This window comes from Bradyrhizobium sp. USDA 4369 (assembly GCF_054056435.1).
This window is the reverse complement of the sequence record NZ_JBSRYH010000001.1, coordinates 3,651,078-3,672,176: the sequence shown is the minus strand read 5'-3', so window position 1 is coordinate 3,672,176 and position 21,099 is coordinate 3,651,078. Positions and strand designations below refer to the sequence as shown.

The window sequence follows — 21,099 nt, the reverse complement described above, 5'->3', positions numbered from 1 at the left end:
TCGAAAAAGGCGAAGCAAATTCGGTCAATGATCTCCCATGATGAACGGTTTGCTAACACGCGACATGCTTTGCAACGCGGCCCCACCTACTAAAAATTGTATGAGACCATAACTCCACGAATCGTTTCAGGAACGCGCATGGATAAAGTCGATTGCGTCGTCATCGGCGCTGGCGTCGTCGGGCTTGCCATCGCCCGCCACCTCGCCATTTCGGGACGTGAAGTGATCGTCCTCGAAGCCGCCGAGGACATCGGCACCATCACCTCATCCCGCAACAGCGAAGTGATCCATGCCGGCATCTACTACAAGGCCGGCAGCCTGATGGCCCGCTTCTGCGTGAGCGGCAAGCGGATGCTGTACCGGTATTGCGACGAGCACGGCGTTCCCTACCGCAATTGCGGCAAGCTGATCGTCGCAACCAATCCGACCGAGACCGAGAAGCTGCAAGGCATCCGCGCACACGCCGAGGCGAATGGCGTGGAGGGCATGCAGCTGCTGTCGGGCCCGCAGGCGCGCGCCATGGAACCCGCCCTTGCGTGCGAGGCGGCCCTGCTGTCGCCATCGACCGGCATTCTCGACAGCCACGCCTACATGCTGTCGCTGCGCGGCGAGATCGAGGACGCGGGTGGCGCGTTTGCCTTCAACACACCGCTGCTGCGAGCCAGGGCGACGGGCGATGTGATCGAGATCGATGCCGGCGGCGAGCAGCCGATGACGCTGGCCTCCCGGCTGCTGGTCAATGCCGCCGGCCTGAACGCGCCGGCCGTGGCGGGGCTGATCGAGGGCATGCCGCCAGCGCTGGTGCCCAAGGCCTATCTCGCCAAGGGCAATTACTTCAGCTGCAGCGCCAAGGCTCCGTTCTCGCGGCTGATTTATCCCGTGCCGGAGCCTGGCGGGCTCGGCGTCCACCTGACGCTCGACATGGCTGGCCAGGCGCGTTTCGGCCCGGACGTCGAATGGATCAATCACATCGACTACACGGTCGACCCGTCCCGCGCCGAACGCTTCTATCCAGCGATCCGCAAATACTGGCCGACACTGCCGGACGGTGCCTTGATGCCGAGCTATTCGGGCATCCGGCCGAAGATCGTACCGCCCGCGGTGGCCTCGCAGGACTTCGTCATTCAGGGTCCGCGCGATCACGGGGTGGCCGGGCTCATCAATCTGTTCGGAATCGAATCGCCCGGATTAACCTCGTCGCTTGCGATCGCCCAGCATGTTGGCGAGCTCGCCGCGAGTTGAGGAAGGGAGTTGGGCGCGGGGGAAATTTGCGCAATGTCGGATCAGGACGCCCAACATTTTTAGGCAGAGTTTCCAGTCCGGAAATCACCAGACGGAGACGTCCACATCGCAGACGTCCTCAGATAATAGGCTGGTAATAGGCTGGGAAAGGCACGAAGCGTGCCTTCCCAGCGCGAACGCGTCTTCGGCGTTAATCGTGATCCCGGCCGGGATCCGTGAGCTGTGATCTCAGGCGATCAAATCAGTGAATCGTCTCGCTCGTGACTTGTCTCAAGCGTTCGATCTCGTCCTTCACCATGAGTTTGCGGCGCTTCAACTCGGCAATACGCAAGTCGTCAGTCGATGGATGCAGGAGAGCTTCATGCAATTCGTTTTCAAGAACTTTATGCTTACGCTCGAGTTCAACGAGATGCGCCTGAAGGGCCATTCGAAACCTCCTCGATAGGTCAAGTTGAGATTCGACCAGGGTAAATAAGTGTACACAAGTGGTTTGACCTGTCGATGGGGCCAAAAGACCGCACATGCAAATTTGAAGGCCGTGTGTAATGAAGCGTGAGGAGATGTGGACGAATCTCGCGCTGACACCAACTTGAAATTCACGGGACAGAGGCGGTGATTCAGTCGTTCTCGACTTGCGCGAGAGGTTCGCAAGCGCAATATTTGCGACCTCCCGCCGCAAGCCTTTCCCCTTCTGTCCGCTTTTTTGCTATCATAGATCATGGCTGACCAAGACGAGCGCGAACTGCAGGCCGAACTCGCGCGCCTGCAGCAGGAGCACCGCGATCTCGACGCGGCGATTGACGCTTTGCATCAATCGCCAGCGCCGGATTTGTTGCGACTGCAACGACTGAAGAAGCGGAAGCTGTCGCTGCGCGACCGGATCGCCTTCATCGAAGACCAGATCACGCCCGACATCATCGCCTGACCACAAGCGTCAGCATTCCTGACGCATACCGTTCCTGACCAACAGGCTCAGCAGATCGCTGTGAGTTCACACTTATGCGGCAATTGACATTTTAGAACAAAACGAGAACAGTTGGATCAACTCTCACGCAGCTCGAGCAGACAGGATCGATCTGATGCCCGCCTCCTTCTCTCCGCAAGACCGACTCTACGAACAGGCCTGCGATCAGGCGATCGCGATGTGCGACGGAAATCTGCGCTCCACGATCAAGGCGCTGATCATCGCCAATGAATATCTTGAACTGGAGCTGCACGAGCTGCGGGCCGCGATTTCATGCGGCTGCATGCCGAACGCCCTTTCGGACGAAGCGAACAGTAGTGCCGCCTGAGCCGCCCTCTTCGATCCGCCCGCGGACGAGACCCGACGCCTGCCCGTACTCCCGACCGAGTTGGAGACGCGTGCGATGCCCGATGTCACCTACTACGTGGCCCTGCCGTTTCGACTCGACGAATCAGGCGCGCTGATCGCCGGAACGGCAGAGGAATGCCGGAGCGCGACGGCCGCGCTCCGCCGGGCAGAAGCAATGTCCCGCCTCGCGGACAATATCGGAGCCATCGCCTTCAGCCGCAGCGGCGATCCCTTGCTGGGCGAATTCAGCGACGCGCAGCTGCTGCACAAGTTCGGTGAGCTGCCGGACGATCTCGGCGAGCTGTGACGTCGTTATAGGACCACGCCCCTGGCGCCATGCACAGACGGAGGCCCCTATGACTTGCGGTCCTCACGCACGAACGTCGTGCCTGCGCTGGGCCTTTCGGACGTACATCGCACGGTCGGCTTCCTCCAACGCACGCACCGGATTGACGCGCTTGTCGAGAACGGCAACGCCTGCTGAGGCGCCGGCATGAACCGTCCGGCCGTCGAAGGTGAAGCTCAGACTGTCGATGGCGTGCTCCAGCTCTGCCGCCTTGGCGCGCGCATCGGCCTCGCTGAGGTGCCACAGGAGAACGCCGAACTCGTCACCGCCGAGCCGCCCGATCACGTCGGAGGACCGCACGACTTCGCTGAGCACACCGGCAACCGCCTTCAGGACCTCGTCGCCCGCGGCATGTCCAAACGTATCGTTGATCGGCTTGAGGTGATCGACGTCGAGCACGATCAGCGCGCCAGTTGCGTCATAGCGTTTGATGAAGGCGATGGAGCGGTGGAGCTCACGCGCAAATCCCCGCCGATTGAAGATGTCGAGCAGAACATCGCGCTCAGCCAGAGCCGTCAGTTCAGCGATCCGGGCTTGCGCCGCGGCGAGTTCCGCCTTGAGGCGGCGAACGACCTGGCGCACCCCCGGCGGGGCCGCCGCCGCACGCGTCCCGGCGCCGCGCGCGGGCTTCCGACGGTATTTTGTTCCGCGCGCTCCGGCATTCGCGGCCTTGATCATGCGCTTCTTTTTCATCGGAGACCTTGACGCGCGAGGTTTGGGCTTGCCGGGGTTTACCAAGACAGGATAGTCCATTCAGACCTCCATGCCATGGCTTGCCGCTGTCGGGACCGATCCTATACTCCGGCCCATGCTTCTGGATTCCCGAGAGAATTGAGTTCATGACCGCCGCGATCGCCATCATCATGGGAAGCCAGTCGGACTGGGATACCATGCGTCATGCCGCCGATACACTCGGCGCCCTCGGTGTGAGCTACGACGCCCGCATCGTCTCGGCGCATCGGACCCCGGATCGGCTCTACGCCTTTGCCAAAGGCGCCAAGGCGGCTGGCTACAAGGTCGTGATCGCCGGTGCAGGCGGCGCAGCGCATCTGCCGGGCATGACGGCGTCGCTGACAGAGCTGCCAGTATTCGGCGTCCCGGTCGAATCCAAGGCGCTATCGGGGCTCGATTCGCTCTATTCGATCGTTCAGATGCCGGCCGGCATTCCGGTCGGAACGCTGGCCATCGGCAAGTCCGGAGCCGTCAATGCGGCCCTGCTCGCGGCCAGCGTGCTGGCGCTCTCGGATGCCGCCCTTGCCGAGCGGCTTTCGGCCTGGCGGCAGCAGCAGACGAGTTCGATCGCCGAGCGTCCGGAGGGCGCGGCGTGAGCGGGTCCAATCGGGTGAAGCTGAAGCCCGGCGACACCATCGGCATTCTCGGCGGCGGCCAGCTCGGCCGCATGCTGGCGCTGGCGGCGGCGCGGCTCGGGTTGCGCTGCCAGGTGTTCTCGCCGGACCCGGATTCGCCGGCATTCGATGTCGTCCTGAACGCAACCTGCGCCGAATATGCCGACGTCGAAGCGCTCGAATTGTTCGCCAACGACGTCGATGTCGTGACCTATGAGTTCGAAAACGTGCCGTCGGCCGCTGCCATGGTGCTGGCTGCCAGACGTCCCGTGCTGCCGAGCCGCTCGGCGCTCGAAACCACGCAGGACCGGCTCACGGAAAAGGATTTCGTGACCTCGCTCGGCATCCGAACAGCCAATTACGCCGATGTCTCCTCGCCATCCACGCTGCGCGAAGCGATCCTGCGGATCGGCCTGCCGGCCGTGCTGAAAACAAGGCGCTTCGGCTATGACGGCAAGGGCCAGGTCAAGATCCGCCAGGGCGATGACCTGGAAAGGCTTTGGGCTGAGCTCGGCACCAAATCCGCAATTCTGGAAGCCTTCGTCCCGTTCGAGCGCGAGATCTCGGTGATCGCCGCGCGGGGGGCCGACGGACAGGTCGAGTGTTTCGACGTCACCGAAAATGAGCATCGCGATCACATTCTGAAAGTGTCGCAGGCGCCGGCCCGCATCCCGGACACGCTGGCCGACGAGGCCCGCGACATTGCCAGCCGGATCGCCACCGCGCTCGATTATATCGGCGTGCTGGCCGTCGAGATGTTCGTCGTGCCCGGCCCGTCCGGCCCCAGCGTGCTGGTCAACGAGATCGCCCCACGGGTGCATAATTCCGGCCACTGGACCTTGGATGGGGCGTCGATTTCGCAATTCGAGCAGCACATCCGGGCGATCGCGGGCTGGCCGCTCGGCAAGCCGCTGCGCCACGGGCAGGTCACAATGACCAATCTGATCGGCGACGAGATCAACAGCTACGAGCAATGGCTCACGGTTCCCGGCGCCACCGTGCACCTCTATGGTAAGGGGGCAGCCCGCCCGGGCCGCAAAATGGGGCATGTCACCCAGGTGTCCCCGCTGCCGCCAAGGGCGGGCCTGAAATAATACGCTTCTGGCGCGTTAAACTTTCCGTCCAGAGCCCGGCACCGGGTGGACAGGGATGGTGTTGTCTGATAAACGGGCGCCCTCAAGGTTAAGGGCGCGGCCTTTTGCCAGCCCTGGCTTTCACCAGATTTCAAACCGATAGACTGAGAAAGAGGATGCCGCGTGCAGGTTCTCGTTCGCGATAACAATGTCGATCAAGCTCTCAAGGCGCTCAAGAAGAAGATGCAGCGCGAGGGCATTTTCCGCGAGATGAAGCTCCGCGGCCATTACGAGAAGCCCTCTGAGAAGAAAGCACGCGAGAAGGCCGAAGCCGTGCGCCGCGCACGCAAGCTGGCCCGCAAGAAGCTGCAGCGCGAAGGCCTGCTGCCCATGAAGCCGAAGCCGGTGTTCGGCGCTGGCGCAGGTGGTGACCGCGGTGCTGGTCGCGGACCGGGCGCAGGCCCCCGTCCCGGCGCGCCGCGCTGATCTGTCCAAACAGATTTGACGACGTTCCAAGCGCGGGCCTGCAGCCCGCGCTTTTATTTTGCCCGCAATGAGCGGGGGCGCCGTCGCGCGGCAACGGCCGTGAGTGTCCCCGCGATCTTGGCATCGCGGACCGGCGATCTCGTCCCGACCATCGTTCGGAACGCCAGTCCCGCTCATCTCCCCATTCGTACCGACCAAAGCAAAAGCGGCGGACCCTCGGCCGCCGCTTTGAGATCACCGCAGGAACTGCGGCAAGTCCGCTATTTCGGCAGAACCGAATGGAACACGGACTTCGCAGCCGACATCATGTCCTGCGCAACGTTGGACATTTGATCCTTGATCGACGGATCGTTCTTATCCGCACGCAGATCAAGCGGGCTCAACTGGCGTGCCGGAATTTCGGCCGGCGGCGTCGGGCGCCCATCCGGCTGGAGCGACCCGGTATAGGGCGGGTTGGGGCCGGAGGCCGGGGCCATGCCGAAGCTTTGCTCCGCCGGCGGAGCCGAAACCGTGACGGGAGGCGGCAACGGCCGGACCGCAGAGACAGGGGGCGTCGCCGTGACGATACGCGGCGCTTCGCCGGCTCCACGGGCAGCATCTGCAGGCTTTTCGCCCGGCGCCTTGCCAGTGCTCTCGCTCGCACGCAGCCGTTCGATCGCCGCGCGCGCCAGATCGGCGGCATCGCGTCGCTCCTCCGGCTGAGCGGCCGGCGCCTCTGCGGGAGCGCCTCGGGCGATCAGCTTCTCGCGCGGCGAGGTCGCACGGCGCGGGGTCTCGGCCGGAAGGCTGGCCGTCTCGGTCGGCTTCACCTCGACAGCCTTCTCCGCAGCCTTTTCGGTCAGCGATTTCTCCGAGACGCCCTTCGCCTTGATGCCCGGCGCCGGCACGTTGGAGACCTCGGCCGAGGTCTCGGCGGGCTTGGCATCCACCTTGGCCGCGTCGGTGTGACTTGCAGACTTTGAAGCGTCGGTCTTGGACGCATCGCTCTTGGCGCCGGTGATCTTGGCGTAGGCCGCCGACGCAACGGACGCCACGGTCGAGGGCGGCGAGTCGGGCTTGGTATTGATGTAGTGGTTGACGATGTACGCGCCGATGATGGTCGCCACCACCGACGGGATGATCTCCATGGCGAACTTGGTGAGATATTTCAGCATGCTGACCACTCCCGCGGCGCGGTATTTGCGGGAACTTTGAGGCACAATTAAGGGACCATTCCCCACCTTCCGAAGCTCGCGCCTGCCAAACAGACCGTCGCGCCCTTCGCAAGATCGTTTCCTGAAAGCCGTTCAGACCGGAGCCATGCGGCCGCACTGGGCAGCGCCATAGCAAACCGGATCGCCAGCTCAAGATACCACAATCAGCGGCATGCCGGTAAACAATTGGTTACGGCTTCAATTCAACTTCCAGGAAAACGATCTCGGAACCCGTCTCGTTCAGCACATCGTGTTCAACACCCGCTTTGCGGAAGTAGGATTTCCCGACCGCGAGCTGCGCCTTCGAACGCTCCCCCGACGGCGCCACGATCGTCATCTCGCCGGCGGTGACGGGCACGATCACGTAGTCCATTTCATGGATATGGCGCCCTGTCGCACTCCCCGGCGCCAGCCGCCACTCCGTGACGCGCACCTCGGGCGTATCGACCTGGACGTCGGATTGAGCGCTGAGCATGCGGGTCTCTCTCAAAATCAGGGCACGAAGAGCAGGAAGAGAAATATCGCGAACACGACCATGTGCACCAGCCCGAACAGAATGTTCGTCCGTCCTGTGCCGAAGGTCAGCATGCTCAGCACGAAGGTCAGGACCAGCAGCACCATTCCCTGGGCGTCGAGCCCGAGCACGAGCTGCTTGTCGAGCGCATAGGCGGCGACCGCCACGGCCGGAATGGTCAGGCCGATGGTCGCGAGCGACGATCCCAGCGCCAGGTTGATGCTCTTTTGCAGATCGTTGGCGCGCGCCGCCGAGATCGCCGCCACGCTCTCCGGCAGCAGGATCAGCAGCGCCACCAGCACGCCCGCGACGGCGGGCGGCGCACCGGTCGCGGCCACGCCGGCATCGACAACCAGCGAGAACTTCTTGGCGAGCAGCACGACAGCGAGCAGCGCGACCAGCAGCAGCCCGACGCTGAGCATCAGCTTGCTGCGCGGCAGCCGGACATCATCATCGGCGAAGCCGGCCGAGCTGCCGACGAAATAGTCCCGGTGGCGGGTGGTCTGCGTATACAGAAACATCGCGTAGAGCAGGATCGTGACGATGCTGACGAAGGCGAGCTGCGCCGTCGAATAGACCGGACCGGGAGAGGTCAGCGTGTAGTTCGGCAGCACCAGCGTGATGGTCGCCATCGTGAACAGCACGCTGAGATAGAGATTGGCACCGGACACCAACACGTCCTGCTCGCGATAGCGCAGGCTGCCGATGAAGATGCAGATTCCGACCAGGCCATTGCATACGATCATGACGACGGCGAACACCGTGTCACGGGCCAGCGCCGGCGCGGCCTTGTCGCCGAGCATGATGGTGGCGATCAGTGCCACCTCGATGACCGTCACCGCCAGCGTCAACAGCAGCGTGCCGAACGGCTCGCCGATCTCATGCGCGATCACCTCGGCGTGATGCACGGCCGCGAACACCGTGCCGAACAGGACGACCAGCAGCACGGCCGCAAACACCAGTCCAACTGCTGACGGGGTGAAGTCGTAATGCAACGCCGTGACCCCCACGACCAGCGCGACGGCAAGGCCGGGGAAGATCACCGATGATGCCGGCGTGGCCCCCTTCACGCTCATGATTCGCGCTCCTCGATCGGTTCCCATCGACTATGCGCGATGGCGCGGCGATCGTCACGCGTCCGGACGGGACGCTTTTCGACCGGCACGGCCTCCGACGCCCGCATCGGATCAATGCGGATTGAGCAGCGGGTGGATCGGCAGCACCGTCAGCAGCACGAACAGCGGGATCAGGACGGCGGCCGCCCGGAGCATGTAGCCGAAGAAGCTAGGCATCCTGATGCCTCGCTCGTTGGCGATCGCTGCGACCATGAAGTTCGGCGCGTTGCCGATATAGGTCAGGGCGCCCATGTAGACCGCCCCCATCGAGATCGCGGCCAGCGTTCCCGACAGCTCGCCCATCAACACCTTGGGATCGCCGCCGGCGAGCTCGAAGAACAGCAGGTAGGTTGGCGCATTGTCGAGGAAGGCCGACATCAAGCCGGTGAACCAGAAATAGGCGACCTCGCGCGGCGCGCCGGACGGCGTCGTCACAGCGGTCAGGAGCCAGCCGAACGAGCCGCCATGGCCCGCATTCAGCATCGCGATGACCGGAACGATCGCGGTGAAGATCGCCGCGAACAGCTTGGCGACCTCCCGGATCGGCTCCCAATTGAACCCGTTGGCCTCGCGGTGCTCGTCCGGGGTGAGCCAGAGCGACAATCCGGCGATCACAACCAGGACGGCATCGCGAACCAGATTCTGCAGCTCGATATGCGTGCCGACGACGTCGAAGGAGATGCCCGGCTTCCAGGTCGCCGAGACCAGCATGTTGGCGACGATGGCGGCGATCAGGACGATGTTGACGAGCCCGCGGACTCGCACCGGCTCCGTCGGACCATCGACGGTCGCGGGCTTCTCGGCGCGGTACCGCCAGACATCGATCGCGGCGAAGACGACGAGCAGCAGGCCGGCGACGATCGCCGTCTGCAGCCAGATGTTGCGCGTGGTCCAGAAGAAGTCGACGCCACGCAGGAAGCCGACGAACAGCGGCGGGTCGCCCAGCGGACTCAACGCGCCGCCGACATTGGCAGCCAGGATGATGAAGAAGATCAGCACATGGACGTTGTGCGGCCGCGTCAGATTGGCGCGGATCAGCGGCCGCACCAGGATCATCGCCGCGCCCGTGGTGCCGACCACGCTCGCGATCAACGTGCCGAGCGCGAGGATCGATGTATTGGTCGCGGGCGTGCCGCGGATGTCGCCGGTCACCAGGACACCGCCGGCCACCGTGTAGAGCGCGAACAGGAGCAGGATGAAGCTGAGATATTCGGCGAGCAGCGCGTGAACGAACGATGCGAATGCAGCGCCGGGCCCGGCCTGCCAAGTGAGCGCCGCCAGTGTCAACAGCGCCCACGCCGCGGCGATCTTGCCATAGTGGTGATGCCAGAACTTGGCGAACAGCAGCGGCCCGAGCGCGATCGACAGCAGTAATCCGGCGAACGGCAGCGCGAACGGCCAAGTCATTGCGGCGCCGTCCAGCCCGGTGGCGGCATGCGCCGGCCCGGGCAGAGATGCGAAGACGAGGCCCCCGACGACCAACGCCGGCCACGTCTCGAGGCCACGGCTATGGGCCGTCGATGAAAGTCTTTGCAGTCTCGGTCGCACCAAACAAATCCAGATCATTATGTCCGCCGTCAGGAAACCGTACGAAGCGCTTGGGGTCATGCGCAAGCGCGAACAATCGTTCCCCGAAGCGGATCGGAATCCCCGGATCCCGGGCCCCATGCATGATCAGGAGCGGCACGTGGACCGCGGCGATGCGGCGGTCCGAATGGAAGCTGTCGCGCATCAACAGGCCGACCGGAACGACGCGGAGCATCTCGGAGGCGACATCGACAGTCGACGTGTAGGGCGCCTCGAGAATGAGCTTTGCAATCGGATGCTCTGCAGTGATTGCGGTCGCCACGCCGCTCCCGAGCGAAAAGCCCCAGACCACGATTCGGTCGGCCGCATAGCGCTCCCGCGTGAACGCATAGGCGGCTGCGGCATCCTGAAGCAGCCCCGACTCGCTGGGACTGCCGGTCGATCCGGCATAGCCGCGATAGGACAACGCCACGAGACCGGTGCCGTCGGAGGTCAGCGCCTTGAAGCGAGAAACGACGCCAGCAAGGAAATCGCCATTGCCGGGGAAGTAGAGCACGACCCTGTGCCCAGCCTTTGCCGGGACATGCCAGGCGATGACCTTCTCGCCGTCGGCGGAGGTCAGCACATGCTCTTCAGCTTGCGGAAAACCGGCGGCAGACGGCGCCGTGCGGCCGACCGGCGGGATCGGAAACAGCATCGCGCGCTGACGCACGAACAGCACCGCGAGCACAATGGCGTAGATCGCCACCAGGACGATCAGGAGCCATTTCAGGATCGTCATGGCTCCCGATGATCAGCTACATGCCCTTGACGATGTTCTCGGTCATCTTCTTGGCGTCGCCGAGCAGCATCATCGTGTTGTCGCGGTAAAACAGCGGATTGTCGATGCCGGCATAGCCCGAGGCGAGCGAGCGCTTGATGAACATCACGGTGCCGGCCTTCCAGACCTGCAGCACCGGCATGCCGTAGATCGGCGAGGTCTTGTCCTCCTCGGCCGCCGGGTTGGTGACGTCATTGGCGCCGATCACGAAGGCGACGTCAGCCTGCGCAAACTCCGAGTTGATGTCCTCGAGCTCGAACACCTCGTCATAGGGGACGTTGGCCTCGGCGAGCAGCACGTTCATGTGGCCGGGCATGCGGCCTGCGACCGGATGAATGGCGTACTTCACCTCGACGCCTTCCTTTTTCAGCGTGTCCGCCAGCTCGCGCAGCGCATGCTGGGCCTGGGCCACCGCCATGCCGTAGCCGGGAACGATGATGACCTTCGACGCGTTCTTCATGATGAAGGCGGCATCGTCGGCCGAACCGAGCTTGGCCGGCTTCTGCTCGCCAGTCGCACCGCCCGCAGCGGCTGTCTCGCCGCCGAAACCGCCGAGGATGACCGAGATGAAGGACCGGTTCATCGCATGACACATGATGTAGGACAGGATCGCGCCGGACGAGCCGACCAGCGCGCCGGTGATGATCAGCGCCGAATTGCCCAGCGTGAAGCCGATGCCCGCAGCGGCCCAGCCGGAATAGGAGTTCAGCATCGAGATCACGACCGGCATGTCGGCACCGCCAATCGGGATGATCATGAGCACGCCGAGCGCCAGCGCCAGGATCGTGACCATCAGGAAGTCGAAGCCGCCGCCGGTCAGCACGAGGCGCACGACGAAGAAGACGAGCGCGACGGCGAGCGCAATGTTGATCAGGTGGCGCGCCGGCAGGATGATCGGTGCGCCGCTCATCCGCGCCGACAGCTTGAGGAACGCGATCACCGAGCCGGTGAAGGTCAGCGCGCCGATGGCGACGCCGAGCGACATCTCGACCAGGCTCTGCGGATGGATGTTGCCGGGCGTGCCGATGTCGAAGGCTTCCGGCGCGAAGAAGGCACCTGCGGCGACCAGCACCGCGGCCATGCCGACCAGCGAGTGGAAGGCGGCAACGAGCTCGGGCATCGACGTCATCGGCACCCGGCGCGCAATCACCGCACCGATGCCGCCACCAATCGCGACTCCGAGGATGACCAGGATCCAGGCCACCGCATCCGCCGGCGGATGGCCGGCCAGTGTGGTGGCGACTGCGATCGCCATGCCGGCCATGCCGAAGAAATTACCCTGGCGGCTGGAGGCGGGGCTGGACAGCCCGCGGAGCGACAGGATGAACAGCACTCCTGCCACGAGATAAAGGAGTGCCGACAGATTGGCGTTCATTGCAGATGCCCCGTTATGCCTGTCATCCCGCGTCGTGCGGCGTTGTTGAGCGACGTTGTTATTTGGACTTCTTCTTGTACATCGCGAGCATGCGCTGGGTGACGAGGAAGCCTCCGAAGATGTTCACGCAGGCGAAGATCAGCGCGATGAAGCCGAACGCCCGCGCCAGACCGCTGCCGCTCGACAGCATGGGAACGCCGACCGCGAGCAGCGCGCCGACCACGATCACCGAGGAGATCGCGTTGGTCACCGACATCAGCGGCGTGTGCAGGGCTGGTGTCACCGACCACACGACGAAATAGCCAACGAAAACGGCGAGGACGAAAATCGACAGCCGGAAGACGAACGGATCGACGGCTTGGACGACATGCTCCATGGCTTTGCTCCTTGTGTCTTTCGACTATGCCTTGGGCTGAAAGTTCGGGTGGATGATGGCGCCGTCCTTTGTCAAAGCCGTGGCCTTGACCAGTTCGTCGTCCCAATTCACCGCCAGCGTCTTCTCCTTCTTGTCGATCATCGTGTCGATAAAGGAGAACAGGTTGCGGGCGTACAGGCCGGAGGCGGAGGCTGCGACCCGGCCAGCAAGATTGGGGTAGCCGATGATCTTGACGCCGTCGATCTCGACGGTCTCGCCGAGCTTGACGCCTTCGACATTGCCGCCGCGCTCGACCGCGAGGTCGACCAGCACCGAGCCCGGACGCATCGACTTCACCATCTCCATGGTGACGAGACGCGGCGCCGGACGGCCGGGGATCAGCGCCGTCGTGATGATGACGTCCTGCTTCTTGATGTGTTCCGCCGTCAGCGCCGCCTGCTTGGCCTGATACTCTTTCGACATTTCCTTGGCGTAGCCGCCGGCGGTCTGGGCGTTCTTGAACTCCTCATCCTCGACCGCGAGGAACTTGGCGCCGAGGCTTTCCACCTGCTCCTTGGTGGCTGGACGCACGTCGGTCGCCGACACCATGGCGCCGAGCCGCCGCGCGGTCGCAATCGCCTGCAGGCCGGCGACGCCAACGCCCATCACGAAGACCTTCGTCGCCGGCACGGTGCCGGCGGCGGTCATCATCATCGGGAAGGCGCGGCCGAAGGCCTCGGCGCCCTCGATCACGGCGCGGTAGCCGGCGAGGTTGGCCTGGCTCGACAGCACGTCCATCACCTGGGCGCGGGTGATGCGCGGCATCAGTTCCATCGCAAAGGACGCGATGCCGGCATCGGCCATCGCCTTCAGCGCAGCGTCATTGCCATAGGGGTCCATGATCGCGAACACCAGCGTGCCACGCCGGTAGTTGGCGAGCTCGGAGGCCTCCGGCCGCTTCACCTTGATGATGATGTCGGCGTCCTTCAGCGCGTCAGCGCTGACGGTTGCGCCCGCCGCCGTGAATTCCGAATCCGGCAGGCCAGACTTGATGCCGGCGCCGGGCTCGACAGCGATCTCGGCGCCCAACGCCTTGAACTTCTTCACCGTGTCGGGAGAGGCGGCGACCCGCGGCTCCAACGGGTCGATTTCCTTGGCGACGGCAATCTTCATGAGGCCTCCGGCGCGGATGCGCGCGCGAGCTTAAAAGGGCGGGACGGCGATGTGTCGTCAGCGGGCGCGGCATCCGCACTCAGCTGAAGGCCCGCCAGCGGGGTGCCGGCGGGCCGAAAGCGACATTAAGCGATGAAAATAGCCATCAAGATGACGATGAGGGCGACACCGATGGTGCCGTACTTCACCAGCGCGATGAATCCCTCATAGGTTGCTTCATGCGCCGCATAGTCGTTGCCGTCAGCCGTCGAGTAGGCGATCTCGCCATGGTTTGCCATCGGGGTCCCCCAGAGAAATATGCTTTGTTAAGGTCGCATACCTCAAAGCCGATGCAAGGGCAACGGCGGCCATGCCAGACAGTTTTATCGGCTTTCCCGATCGCCCGATTGGCTTGGCCAATTATCACGGATCCAGCGCGTCAGGCTGGCCTCGCTGACCTCGCCGGCGGCGAGGGCGAGGATCATCGCAGCGGCCTCCGCTTCCGGGACGTCGAAGTCGAAGCCATTGACGCCAAGGAATGTATAGAGCGCCAGCAGTGAGGTCCGCTTGTTGCCATCCACGAATGGATGATTGCGCGCGATGCCGTAGGCATAGGCCGCGGCCAGTTCCGGAAGCTCTGCGCCTTCGTAAGCCCATTTGTTTCTCGGGCGATCCAGCGCAGACTCGAGCATGCCCTCGTCGCGCAGGCCGCTCGCTCCACCATGAATTGCAAGCTGCTCATCATGGATCGCTACGATCATCTGACGTGTGAGCCAGAACGGCTCGTTCATTTCGCCAACTCGGAGAGCGCGTTGTGATACCGCTTCATGCCGCGCCGGGCGACTGTCATGGCCCGCTCGAAGTCCGGATCATGCGGCGTGAGCATGATGCCGCCACCCGGCTGCTCAACAGGGAACAGCTTGTCCCCCTCTTTCAGGTTCAGCCGGGACACCATCTCCTTAGGCAAGATAAGCCCGATAGAATTGCCGATCTTTCGGACCTGCAGCACGACGCTGCTGTCTGGCTTCAGTTCCTTGGGACTTTCATTCATGGCAGGCTCCTCTGTTGTACATTCGTATAACAGAGGAGCCTGCCTAGTTCAACAAATGTTGTACGCCTCTACCCCATCCGCTCCAGCTCGTCGATCATGCCGGCGATGACCGACAGGCCGCCGTCCCAGAATTTCGGGTCCTTGGCGTCCAGTCCGAACGGGGCGAGCAGCTCGGAATAATGCTTGGTGCCGCCGGCCGCGAGCATCGCCAGATAACGCTCGGCGAAGCCCTCGGCGGCATGCTCGTAGACCGCATAGAGCGAGTTCACGAGGCAGTCGCCGAACGCATAGGCGTAGACATAGAACGGCGAATGGATGAAGTGCGGGATGTACATCCAGAAGTTCTCATAGCCCGGCTTGATCTCGATCGCCTCGCCGAGGCTCTCGGTCTGCACCGAGAGCCAGATCTGGCCGAGCCGCTCGGCGGTGAGCTCGCCATTCTTGCGCTCGGTGTGGACGGCGCGCTCGAACGAATAGAACGCGATCTGCCGCACCACGGTGTTGATCATGTCCTCGACCTTGCCGGCGAGCAGCGCCTGGCGCTGCCTGGCGTCCTTGGTCTCCGAGAGCAGGCGCTTGAAGGTCAGCATCTCGCCGAACACGCTCGCGGTCTCGGCGAGCGTCAGCGGCGTCGGCGCCATCAGCGCGCCTTGCCTCGCCGCCAGCACCTGATGCACGCCATGGCCGAGTTCGTGCGCAAGCGTCATCACGTCGCGCGGCTTGCCCTGGTAGTTCATCAGCACATAGGGATGCGCCGATGGGGTGGTCGGATGCGAGAACGCGCCGGGCGCCTTGCCCGGCCGCACCGGCGCATCGATCCAGCTCTGGTCGAAGAAGCGCTGGGCGATGTCGGCCATGTCCGGCGAGAAGCCGCGATAGGCCGTCAGCACCATGTTCTTGGCGTCCGGCCAGGCGATCGTGGCGTTGGCGGCGAAGGGCAGCGGCGCGTTGCGGTCCCAATGCGCGAGCTTCTTCTTTTTGAACCAGCGCGCCTTCAATTGATAATAGCGATGCGACAGCTTCGGATAGGCCGCGCGCACCGAGGCCACCAGCGCATCGACCACTTCGCGCTCGACGCGGTTGTTGAGATGGCGGGAATCCGCGACATCCTGGAAGCCGCGCCAGCGGTCGGAGATGTCCTTGTCCTTGGCCAGCGTATTGGTGATCAGCGCGAAGGTGCGCTCATTGGCCTTGAAGGTCTTGGCCAGCGCCTCGGCGGCCGCCTTGCGCTTGGCACCGTCGCGATCTTGCAGAAAGTTGAGCGTCGGCTCGATCGCGAGCTCCTTGCCCCCGACCTGGAAGCGCAGACCGGCGATGGTCTGGTCGAACAGCCGGTTCCAGGCCGAATAGCCCGTCTGCGACTTCTCGTGGAACAGCTGCTCGACGCGATCCTCGAGCTGATACGGCTTGTCCTTGCGCAGATCCTCGATCCACGGCCGGTAATGGCCGAGCGCTGGCGTCTCCATCGCGCGCTCGATGACCGCGTCATCGATGCGGTTGAGCTCGAGCGGGAAGAACAGCAAATGCGTGGATGCGGCGGTCAGTCGCTCGGAGATGTCGCCATAGAATTTGGAGATCGCGGGATCGACACTGTCGCCGGCATGCGCGAGGCCCGCGAATGAACCAAGCCGGCCGGCAAGATCGTCGATCGCCTCGTAGCGCCGCACGGCCGCTGCGAGCCATTCGCCGCCATCGTCGCGCGCCACATGCTCGGCGAGCTTGCCCTTGTAATCCGTCTCAAACGCGACGCATTCGGCATCCATCTTCGCGAGATCGTGAGCGATCTCCGGTGCGTCGATGCCCATATAAAGGTCGCCGAGATTCCATTCGGGCAGCGTCCCGATTCCCGCCTTGGCCGCGACCACCTTCTTTGCGGGCTTGGCGGAAGATTTGGCCGCTGCACCACGCCCTGCTTTGACCGCCGGTTTCGACTTGGACGCCGGCTTATTGGACGTCGGCTTGGCGGCGGCCTTCTTGGCCTTGGCGGTTTTGGACGGAGGAGCGGACTTGGTCGGCTTGCGGAGGGCAGAAGAAGCGCGCGAGGTCATCGGATGGGTAACCTGTTGTTCGAACGTGTATCCCGATCAGCGAGGTTTAAGGTTGCGTTAATCGGCGTCGGCGAGAGTGCCCCGATTCGAGACAGATAGTCGTAGCGTGCAAGGAAAGCCATGGCTGCCAGCATTTTGATCGCCGATGATGATCCGGTCCAGCGCCGGCTGGTGGAGAACATGGTGCAGAAATGCGGCTACGAGGCGATTGTGGTCGACACCGGCGACGCCGTCATCGAGAAGCTGACCAATCCCGACGCCGGCCCGATCGACGCCATCGTGCTCGATCTGGTGATGCCCGGGCTCGACGGCATGGGCGTTCTGTCCAAGATGCGCGAAGCCGGGATTTCGATACCCGTGATCGTGCAGACGGCGCATGGCGGGATCGACAATGTCGTTTCGGCGATGCGCGCCGGCGCGCAGGACTTCGTGGTCAAGCCAGTCGGGATCGAGCGTCTGCAAGTCTCCTTGCGCAATGCTCTGAACACCTCCGCGCTGAAGGGAGAGCTGCAGCGCATCCGTCACAGCCGTGAGGGGCGGCTGACATTCGACGACATCATCACCCGCGCGGAGGCGATGGCGCCGATCCTACGCATCGCCGAGAAGGCTGCGGCATCCTCGATTCCGGTCTTGATCGAAGGCGAATCCGGCGTGGGCAAGGAGCTGTTCGCCCGCGCGATCCACGGCACCAGCGAGCGCAAGACAAAGCCGTTCGTGGCGGTCAATTGCGGCGCGATCCCCGACAACCTCGTGGAATCGATTCTTTTCGGCCACGAGAAGGGCGCATTCACCGGCGCGACCGAACGCCACATGGGCAAGTTCGTCGAAGCCCATGGCGGCACGCTGTTCCTCGACGAGGTCTCCGAGCTGCCGCTCACCGCCCAGGTCAAGCTGCTGCGCGCTTTGCAGGAAGGCGCGGTCGAGGCGGTCGGCGGCCGCAAGCCGGTCAAGGTCGATGTCCGCATCATCTCGGCGACCAATCGCAGGCTGCTCGAGCGCGTCAAGGAAGGCCATTTCCGCGAGGACCTGTTCTACCGGCTGCATGTGCTGCCGCTGACGATCCCGCCCCTGCGCGCGCGCCGCGAGGACATTCCGCATCTGCTGCGGCACTTCCTCGCGCGCTTCGCTGCCGAGGAGAATCGCGCCGTGACCGGCATCGCCGGCGACGCCGTCGCCTATCTGACCAAGCTCGACTGGCCCGGCAACATCCGCCAGCTTGAAAACGCGGTGTATCGCGCCGTCGTCATGAGCGAGAGCGATCTGCTCGGCGTGACGGATTTTCCGCTGATCCCGACCCATGCACCGCCGGTGGAGCCGGCGCCGGCGCTCACCGTCGAGCGGCCCATCCCGTCGCTGCCGGCGGTCGTGCCGGGTAGTGAAGTACCCATCGCCCCCCTGCCCTCGCACGGTGCTCTGCCGCTCTTGACCGCGAGCGGCGAGGTGCGCCCGCTCGAGGAGCTGGAGCACGAGATCATCCGCTTCGCCATCGCGCATTACCGTGGCCAGATGTCGGAGGTTGCGCGGCGTCTCAAAATCGGACGCTCGACGTTGTACCGCAAGCTCGACGAAGCCAATGGCGAGACGCCGGCGACGGAATCTCCGCCGCTGGGATGATCGGCTCATGTCCGAAAAACGCCGCAAGGCTCCGCAACAATGGAACATCTGAACCGTTGCCTTGCGGTGACAGACAAAGGAAAAAACGCATGGCACAAACGCACGATCGGTTTGGCCGGGGTTTCCCAAGAGTCAGTTTGTCGTGAGTTGTCCCGTGTGGCGCTGGCCGCAGAAATGGGGCTTGAGTATCGTTTGGTGAATCATTGCGTGCATGCGTGATCCATTCTCACAGGCGGGTGCTCGAGCCGGAGCCGGCGGGCAGAAGCGAGCGTGTGACCGACCCTGTTCCGGACGGAACGAATCATCCGAGGGATTGACGATGCGAGATTGTGTGACCACCCGTGGCGGATATGACCGCGTGCTGATGGCTGTCGCGGCAACCTTCCTCGCGGTGTCCGCGACCTCGGCTTTGGCCCAGGGTGACGCGCCTCGCAACAACGCTGCCGAGCTGGCCATCGATGCGGCGATCCCGCTGCCCGAGCCGGCCAATGTGCCGCCGCCGACCGCCAGCGATTTCAAGCTCGACACCACCGCGACGGTCTCGCCCGGGCCGGCCAAGACCCAGGATCTGGCCAAGCCCCCCGAGCAGGCCAAGGCGCCCGAGCCCACGAAGCCGCTCGACGCTGTCGCGGCCCCGGCCGCTGATCCGGCCAAGACAATGGCCAGCCCGCCAGCTGCACCTGCTGCCACAGCAACGGCGCCCGAATCGGCGAAGGATCCGGTGAAGGCGGCCAGCAACGTTCCTGCGGCCGATCAGCCGGTGGCCGATCGTTTGCGCGACCTGATCGCCACCAAGGGCGCGCGCTATTTCGATCGCAAGACCGAGCGCGCCGCGGTCGAGAAATTCTACACCGGCCGCGACTATGCGCCGATCTGGACGCAGTCCGGCAACCTGACCGCGACCGCCAAGGGCGTGATCGCTCGCCTGCGGGATGCCGCGGCGGACGGCCTCAATCCCGCCGATTATCCGATGCCCGATTTCAGCGCGGCGGCGGCCACGCCCGATGCGTTGGCGGAAGCCGATCTCAAGCTGACTGAAAGCATGCTCGACTATGCCCGGCAGGCGCAGAGCGGCCGCATGCACTGGTCGCAGGTGTCGGCGGACATTCAATATCCCGAACATCCGATCGACCCGAACGAGGTGCTGGCCAACGTCACCACCGCCAAGGACGCATCCGCGGCGCTTGAGAGCTACAACCCGCCGCACAAGCTCTACAAGCTGCTGAAGGCCAAGCTCGCCGAGCTGCGCGGCGGCAGCGATGGGGCGCCGATCATCATCGACGAAGGCCAGCCGCTGAAATACACCCCGGCCCGCGGCAAGAACGCGCCCGAGACCGAGGCGCAGATGTCCGATCCGCGCGTGCCGAAGCTGCGCGCCAAGCTCGGACTCACCGAGAATGCCGACGACATCCGCTATGATGCGAAGGTCGCCGCCGCCGTCCGCAAGTTCCAGGAGAGCGTCGATCTCAAGCCGACCGGCGTGCTCGACGATCGCACCGTGAAGGCGCTGAACACGCCCAAGCGCGACAAGCAGATCGATACCATCCTCGTCAACATGGAGCGCTGGCGCTGGTTGCCGCGCGACCTCGGCGCGCCCGCGCTCGGGGACGCCTATGTGATCCTCAACATTCCCGACTATACGCTGAAGGTCATGCAGCGCGGCGCCCAGGTCTGGACCACCCGCGTCGTGACCGGCAAGCCGGGCCAGCATGCGACCCCGCTGCTCAGCGAGACGATGAAGTTCATCACGGTCAATCCGACCTGGAACGTGCCGCCGTCGATCATCTACAACGAGTATCTGCCGGCGCTGCAGCAGGATCCGACGGTGCTCGATCGCATGGGGCTTCGCCTGGAGCGCGCCCGCGACGGCTCGATCCACATCTCGCAGCCGCCGGGCGAGGCCAACGCGCTCGGCCGCATCCGCTTCAACTTCCCGAACAAGTTCCTGGTCTATCAGCACGACACGCCGGATAAGCATCTGTTCGCGCGCGAGGACCGCGCCTTCAGTCACGGCTGCATGCGCGTGCAGTATCCCGACCAGTACGCATCCGTTCTGCTGAACATCGCCATGCCGGGCGAGCGCTACACGCCCGAGCGTATCCGCAGCATGTATGGTTCGAGCGAGATCGACCTGAAATTCCCGACGCCGATCCCGGTCAACATCACCTACCAGACCGCCTTCGTGGACGAAGCCGGCAAGCTGCAGTTCCGCAAGGACGTCTATGGCCGGGACGCGACCATGATCGCGATCCTGAAGAACGGCCGCGGCAAGGATCTCGAAAACGTCGTCGCCCACGCGCAGCCGAACTACGCGCGGCCGCGCGGACCGCTGCCGAGCGCGGTCAATGTCAGCGACAACAGCTTCTCGTCGGGGTCAGGCCCGAACTTCTTCGAGCGCCTGTTCGGCGGCGGTTCGCCGACCCCGCCGGCCCCGGTCGGGCGCCCGGTGCGGCGGGTGTTCACCCGCTGATCCGAGCAAGGTCCACGACTTGAAAATAACGACGTGATATCAAGAAGCCCGCTGAAGGTA

At 64.1% G+C, this 21,099-nt stretch carries 24 protein-coding genes; 10 read left to right on the top strand and 14 right to left on the bottom strand.

What is annotated here, in order from left to right; genetic code table 11:
- Positions 1-138 precede the first annotated feature (138 nt).
- A complete protein-coding gene (locus ACVIJ6_RS16705; protein ID WP_456773557.1) occupies positions 139-1,242 on the top strand; it encodes an NAD(P)/FAD-dependent oxidoreductase in 1,104 nt (367 codons plus the stop codon).
- Positions 1,243-1,483: 241 nt separating this feature from the next.
- On the opposite strand, the gene ACVIJ6_RS16700 is transcribed toward ACVIJ6_RS16705, so the two are convergent.
- Positions 1,484-1,669, bottom strand: a complete 186-nt coding sequence (locus ACVIJ6_RS16700; protein ID WP_083780728.1) for a YdcH family protein — start codon at positions 1,667-1,669, stop codon at positions 1,484-1,486.
- Positions 1,670-1,960: 291 nt separating this feature from the next.
- Between ACVIJ6_RS16700 and ACVIJ6_RS16695 the strand changes: the two genes are divergently transcribed.
- From ACVIJ6_RS16695 to ACVIJ6_RS16685, 3 genes are all read left to right on the top strand, one after another.
- Positions 1,961-2,167, top strand: a complete 207-nt coding sequence (locus ACVIJ6_RS16695; protein WP_041751032.1) for a YdcH family protein — start codon at positions 1,961-1,963, stop codon at positions 2,165-2,167.
- 154 nt (positions 2,168-2,321) lie between these two features.
- A complete protein-coding gene (locus ACVIJ6_RS16690) occupies positions 2,322-2,534 on the top strand; it encodes a hypothetical protein (protein ID WP_456773556.1) in 213 nt (70 codons plus the stop codon).
- A 75-nt stretch (positions 2,535-2,609) separates the two neighbouring features.
- A complete protein-coding gene (locus tag ACVIJ6_RS16685; protein WP_456773555.1) occupies positions 2,610-2,861 on the top strand; it encodes a hypothetical protein in 252 nt (83 codons plus the stop codon).
- Between the two features lie 63 nt (positions 2,862-2,924).
- On the opposite strand, the gene ACVIJ6_RS16680 is transcribed toward ACVIJ6_RS16685, so the two are convergent.
- Positions 2,925-3,593, bottom strand: coding sequence for a GGDEF domain-containing protein (locus tag ACVIJ6_RS16680; RefSeq protein ID WP_456773554.1), 669 nt, complete (start codon positions 3,591-3,593; stop codon positions 2,925-2,927).
- Between the two features lie 146 nt (positions 3,594-3,739).
- Here ACVIJ6_RS16680 and purE point away from each other — a divergent pair, with 146 nt between their 5' ends.
- From purE to rpsU, 3 genes are all read left to right on the top strand, one after another.
- Positions 3,740-4,228: a 5-(carboxyamino)imidazole ribonucleotide mutase gene (purE, locus tag ACVIJ6_RS16675; protein WP_456773553.1), complete on the top strand. Its 489-nt coding sequence runs from the start codon at positions 3,740-3,742 to the stop codon at positions 4,226-4,228.
- Positions 4,225-5,340, top strand: a complete 1,116-nt coding sequence (locus tag ACVIJ6_RS16670) for a 5-(carboxyamino)imidazole ribonucleotide synthase (protein ID WP_456773552.1) — start codon at positions 4,225-4,227, stop codon at positions 5,338-5,340. The genes purE and ACVIJ6_RS16670 overlap by 4 nt, the downstream gene beginning before the upstream one ends.
- A 162-nt stretch (positions 5,341-5,502) precedes the next feature.
- Positions 5,503-5,805 (top strand): 30S ribosomal protein S21, encoded by a 303-nt coding sequence (gene rpsU, locus ACVIJ6_RS16665; protein ID WP_009028248.1) that lies wholly within the window; start codon positions 5,503-5,505, stop codon positions 5,803-5,805.
- Between the two features lie 260 nt (positions 5,806-6,065).
- On the opposite strand, the gene ACVIJ6_RS16660 is transcribed toward rpsU, so the two are convergent.
- From ACVIJ6_RS16660 to ACVIJ6_RS16605, 12 genes are all read right to left on the bottom strand, one after another.
- A complete protein-coding gene (locus tag ACVIJ6_RS16660) occupies positions 6,066-6,959 on the bottom strand; it encodes a hypothetical protein (protein ID WP_456773551.1) in 894 nt (297 codons plus the stop codon).
- Positions 6,960-7,188: 229 nt separating this feature from the next.
- Positions 7,189-7,473 carry a cupin domain-containing protein gene (locus ACVIJ6_RS16655; RefSeq protein WP_015664455.1) on the bottom strand — a complete coding sequence of 95 codons (285 nt, stop codon included), beginning with the start codon at positions 7,471-7,473 and terminating at the stop codon, positions 7,189-7,191.
- 17 nt (positions 7,474-7,490) lie between these two features.
- A complete protein-coding gene (locus ACVIJ6_RS16650) occupies positions 7,491-8,588 on the bottom strand; it encodes a calcium:proton antiporter (protein WP_456773550.1) in 1,098 nt (365 codons plus the stop codon).
- A gap of 111 nt (positions 8,589-8,699) precedes the next feature.
- Complete coding sequence (locus tag ACVIJ6_RS16645) at positions 8,700-10,034, bottom strand: sodium:proton antiporter (protein WP_456773549.1); 1,335 nt, start codon at positions 10,032-10,034, stop codon at positions 8,700-8,702.
- 100 nt (positions 10,035-10,134) lie between these two features.
- Positions 10,135-10,935: an alpha/beta hydrolase gene (locus ACVIJ6_RS16640; RefSeq protein WP_456773548.1), complete on the bottom strand. Its 801-nt coding sequence runs from the start codon at positions 10,933-10,935 to the stop codon at positions 10,135-10,137.
- 16 nt (positions 10,936-10,951) lie between these two features.
- Entirely contained in the window at positions 10,952-12,349 is a 1,398-nt protein-coding gene (locus ACVIJ6_RS16635) for an NAD(P)(+) transhydrogenase (Re/Si-specific) subunit beta (RefSeq protein ID WP_456773547.1), read from the bottom strand.
- A 58-nt stretch (positions 12,350-12,407) separates the two neighbouring features.
- The gene (locus tag ACVIJ6_RS16630) at positions 12,408-12,725 is read right to left on the bottom strand and encodes a proton-translocating transhydrogenase family protein (RefSeq protein WP_284420324.1); all 318 of its coding nucleotides are present in this window, start codon (positions 12,723-12,725) and stop codon (positions 12,408-12,410) included.
- A gap of 24 nt (positions 12,726-12,749) precedes the next feature.
- A complete protein-coding gene (locus tag ACVIJ6_RS16625; protein WP_456773546.1) occupies positions 12,750-13,877 on the bottom strand; it encodes a Re/Si-specific NAD(P)(+) transhydrogenase subunit alpha in 1,128 nt (375 codons plus the stop codon).
- 125 nt (positions 13,878-14,002) lie between these two features.
- Positions 14,003-14,155 carry an aa3-type cytochrome c oxidase subunit IV gene (locus tag ACVIJ6_RS16620; protein ID WP_456773545.1) on the bottom strand — a complete coding sequence of 51 codons (153 nt, stop codon included), beginning with the start codon at positions 14,153-14,155 and terminating at the stop codon, positions 14,003-14,005.
- Positions 14,156-14,239: 84 nt separating this feature from the next.
- Entirely contained in the window at positions 14,240-14,647 is a 408-nt protein-coding gene (locus ACVIJ6_RS16615) for a type II toxin-antitoxin system death-on-curing family toxin (protein ID WP_456773544.1), read from the bottom strand.
- Positions 14,644-14,907, bottom strand: a complete 264-nt coding sequence (locus tag ACVIJ6_RS16610) for an AbrB/MazE/SpoVT family DNA-binding domain-containing protein (protein WP_456773543.1) — start codon at positions 14,905-14,907, stop codon at positions 14,644-14,646. Before ACVIJ6_RS16610 ends, ACVIJ6_RS16615 begins: the two co-directional genes overlap by 4 nt.
- 68 nt (positions 14,908-14,975) lie before the next feature.
- On the bottom strand, positions 14,976-16,955 hold the full coding sequence (locus ACVIJ6_RS16605) for a M3 family oligoendopeptidase (protein ID WP_456773542.1): 1,980 nt from the start codon (positions 16,953-16,955) through the stop codon (positions 14,976-14,978).
- Positions 16,956-17,075: 120 nt separating this feature from the next.
- Here ACVIJ6_RS16605 and ACVIJ6_RS16600 point away from each other — a divergent pair, with 120 nt between their 5' ends.
- From ACVIJ6_RS16600 to ACVIJ6_RS16590, 3 genes are all read left to right on the top strand, one after another.
- Positions 17,076-18,569, top strand: a complete 1,494-nt coding sequence (locus ACVIJ6_RS16600) for a sigma-54-dependent transcriptional regulator (RefSeq protein ID WP_456773541.1) — start codon at positions 17,076-17,078, stop codon at positions 18,567-18,569.
- A gap of 39 nt (positions 18,570-18,608) precedes the next feature.
- Positions 18,609-18,788 carry a hypothetical protein gene (locus ACVIJ6_RS16595; RefSeq protein WP_148221548.1) on the top strand — a complete coding sequence of 60 codons (180 nt, stop codon included), beginning with the start codon at positions 18,609-18,611 and terminating at the stop codon, positions 18,786-18,788.
- A 100-nt stretch (positions 18,789-18,888) separates the two neighbouring features.
- Positions 18,889-21,039, top strand: a complete 2,151-nt coding sequence (locus tag ACVIJ6_RS16590) for a L,D-transpeptidase family protein (protein WP_456773540.1) — start codon at positions 18,889-18,891, stop codon at positions 21,037-21,039.
- The last annotated feature ends 60 nt before the right edge of the window (positions 21,040-21,099 follow it).